This is a genomic window from Candidatus Moraniibacteriota bacterium (genome assembly GCA_028688415.1).
Lineage (GTDB): Bacteria > Patescibacteriota > Minisyncoccia > Moranbacterales > UBA1568 > UBA1568.
The window spans coordinates 1-3,073 of record JAQTYF010000007.1 but is presented as its reverse complement, the minus strand read 5'-3'; the positions used below and the strand labels follow the sequence as shown (position 1 = coordinate 3,073).

Annotated in this window: 2 protein-coding genes; both read right to left on the bottom strand. The window is 44.6% G+C overall.

Annotated elements, in window-relative coordinates:
* Positions 1 to 242: 242 nt before the first annotated feature.
* Positions 243 to 599 (bottom strand): four helix bundle protein, encoded by a 357-nt coding sequence (locus PHH40_04980; protein ID MDD2767077.1) that lies wholly within the window; start codon positions 597 to 599, stop codon positions 243 to 245.
* A 175-nt stretch (positions 600 to 774) separates the two neighbouring features.
* The coding region (locus PHH40_04975) for an FG-GAP-like repeat-containing protein (GenBank protein ID MDD2767076.1) at positions 775 to 3,073 on the bottom strand (2,299 nt) is incomplete at its 5' end.

Genomic DNA, 3,073 nt, shown 5'->3' with positions numbered 1-3,073 from the left:
GAGACATCTGCCAGAAGAGGTATGCGAAGACAGGCACTGCGAGGAGTGCGAGAGTGAGGAGGAGGGTTTTGGGAGAGAGATGAAACATGGGGAATAATTTTCAATTTCTAATTTCTAATTTTCAAACGATACTTCAATGATTCAATTTTTTGCATACAGATAAAACTTATTTCTCACTTACTTTATTTATGATACCATGGAAATAATTTTTCATTTTCAATTTCTAAACAATTTTCAATACCTTAATTCTTTACTGTTTCTTTGAGAGAGCTGGAAATTTTATTAAAGATAAGTGTCAATTCTTGAGATTCCTTCCAAAGACTTTTCAAATCATCTCTACTGCTTTGATTTGCCTCAGCTAAGAGTTCAATCCAATATTTTGTTTCCTGGATTTCTTTTCTGCAGATAAAAATCTTATTTCGGAAGTCTTTCTTTGAACTCGCTCCGTTGGCTTCACAATAATTTGCGCCAACACTTGTTGCTGATCGACTGAGCTGAGATATGAGGTTTCTGTTTATTTCATTCATTTTAATCTTCAAAAGGCATCTAATGATATCTTTGGAGAATTTTTTTGTTCTTTCTTCGAGATCATACATCATAAGTCATTAGAGATTGTTTGAAAATTGAAAATTAGAAATTGAAAATTGTGTTTTGTGTTTTATTTGGTCTTTGTTCCGCCAGCTGGCGGATTGAAAATTGTGTTTTATTTGATATTCGGTATTAGATATTGATCGCTCTCAAGTAGGTATTAATCTCTAAAGAGTAATTGTATTTCTATTTCACCTTGATATTTCCTTTGAAACGAATCGGGTTGGAGCTGGCATCGCTACCGCGGAAACGGAGGAGCTGAAAACGATCGACGGTACGAGCCTCGGTAATCATCATCATCACACGACCCGTATTCGTCCCCCACGCAGACAATCCTGTAGCGAGATCCATCTTGCCATCACTATCCCAATCACCTGCGACAGAGGGTCCGATTCCCCCGTACGATGTTATCCACATATCTGAACCGGCATTGGACGGATATCCTCCGTCATTGTAGTAGAAATATATTCCATTAACAGCGAGATCGGCACTCCCATCAGCATTGAAATCTCCTGTAGAGAAGGAATATCCGAGGAACGCAGATCCTGTCGGCGTCATAATCGCGTCGGCACTGCTCGCACTCACAGGGTACTCATTGTCATTGTAGAAAAAATAGACACGACCAGAAATCACTTCCCAATATCCATCATCATCACCGTTATATCCATAATTGTATGATCCTACAACGAGATCGGTCTTGCCATCACTGTTCCAGTCACCTGATGCGAGAGCGGAACCGAAATAGGGAGTGTTGGAAACACAATAATAGTAACAGGGAACAGGGATACTCGCTGCGACTCCTGTAATCGTCACACTCGCTGTCGCAACGGTCGATGGGAATGTACCGCTCCCCGTGTTGTAGAACATATAGACACGGCCGAGACTACTCGAATACCCCGTCGCGCTCACGGCAATATCTCTATCACCATCTGCATCGAAATCTCCGGTCGCTAATTGAGAACCCAGTAGAATGCCTGTCGTACCCGTCATCATCCCATCGGCGAGGTCGGCTGTTGCAGGATAGACACCGTCCGCATAAAACACGTAGACACGACCAGCATTGGAAGAATATCCGTACGCACCAGAGATGAGATCAGTCCATCCGTCACCATCGACATCCCCCGTCGCAAAAGCGGTTCCGAGATAGCTATTGGCCGTCTCTCCGACAATGATGGCGTCTCTCCCGCTCGCAGAGGCAGGATACGTCCCCGTCCCTGTATTCGCGAAAAGATAGATGCCTCCTGCATTACTACTGTACCCGCTCGATCCCACGACGAGATCGGTCCGACCATCCGTATTGAAATCCATCGCAGAGAGTGCTACTCCGAATCGGTCACTAATATTCTCACCAGAGATGATCGCATCTGCAGAAGAGGCAGAAGACGGGAGAGAGCCATCGTTGTAGAAAAGATAGACCTTCCCAGTATTACTCGCATTGCCATAGGCTCCCACGGCGAGATCGGTCCGGCCATCAAAATTGAAGTCTCCTGAGGCGAGAGCTGAACCGAAATAGTTATTCGTCGCTTCCCCGGTGACTACGCTGTCATTGGTCGTATAAAGAGAAACCTTGCCCTTGTTCGTATTGTATCCTGCATCGCTAACAACCATATCATCATATCCATCAGCATTGAAGTCACCAAAGACTACGGGAGATAGCGCAGGGAGTGCCGTATATGCCGGATAGTTAAAGCCTGCATCGCCAGCTATACCATTGGCATTTCCCGCAGAGGTCGGGTACGACCCATCGTTTAAAAATATTTCGAGATAATGCCAATAATATGTACCTACTTTCGTTACGATAAGATCTGCTCGATGATCTCGATTCACATCTCCTATCGCAATTCTACTCCCTAATTCAAGACCGTATGCACCAACTATAATCACATCAGAGGATGAAGCATCGGCAGGATACGGACCGTTATTGTAAATAAGATAGACACGCCCATGATTAACAGGATTATCATTATAATCATGCTCTCCGTATTCAACCATCCCTATCGCCAGATCTGTCGTCCCGTCATTGTTGAGATCACCCGAAGCCATCATGCCACCAAATCCATGGGCGAAATAAGGGTAGGCAACTGTCTCGCTCATAATAGTCACATCGGCATTGGTCGCACTACAAAGCGCTGGGGTACCAGAGCATACTGCTGTCCCGAAATTATTCGTCCCGTCTGCGTAGAATATATGTATTCGACCAGCATTGTCCGTAATACCAAATGGTGATCCAACAGCAAAATCCATCGTGCCATCCGTATTGAAATCCCCTGTCACTATCTGCTTGCCAAGATATGAACCCGTTGACCCATCGATAATCACATCAGCATCAGGCGCAACACAGGGAGACGTCGCACAGACAAAGTTGCTCGTCCCATCAGCATAGTAGATATAGACACGGCCAGTGTTCATGTCTGTATAACTTATAGAAGGAGAATATCCATATGCACCCACGATGAGATCGGTCTTGCCATCATGATTGAAATCA

Bases quoted from the DNA above. Each gene is read 5' to 3' on its own strand.
- PHH40_04980 (MDD2767077.1), bottom strand. From the start codon at position 599: ATGATGTATGATCTCGAAGAAAGAACAAAAAAATTCTCCAAAGATATC.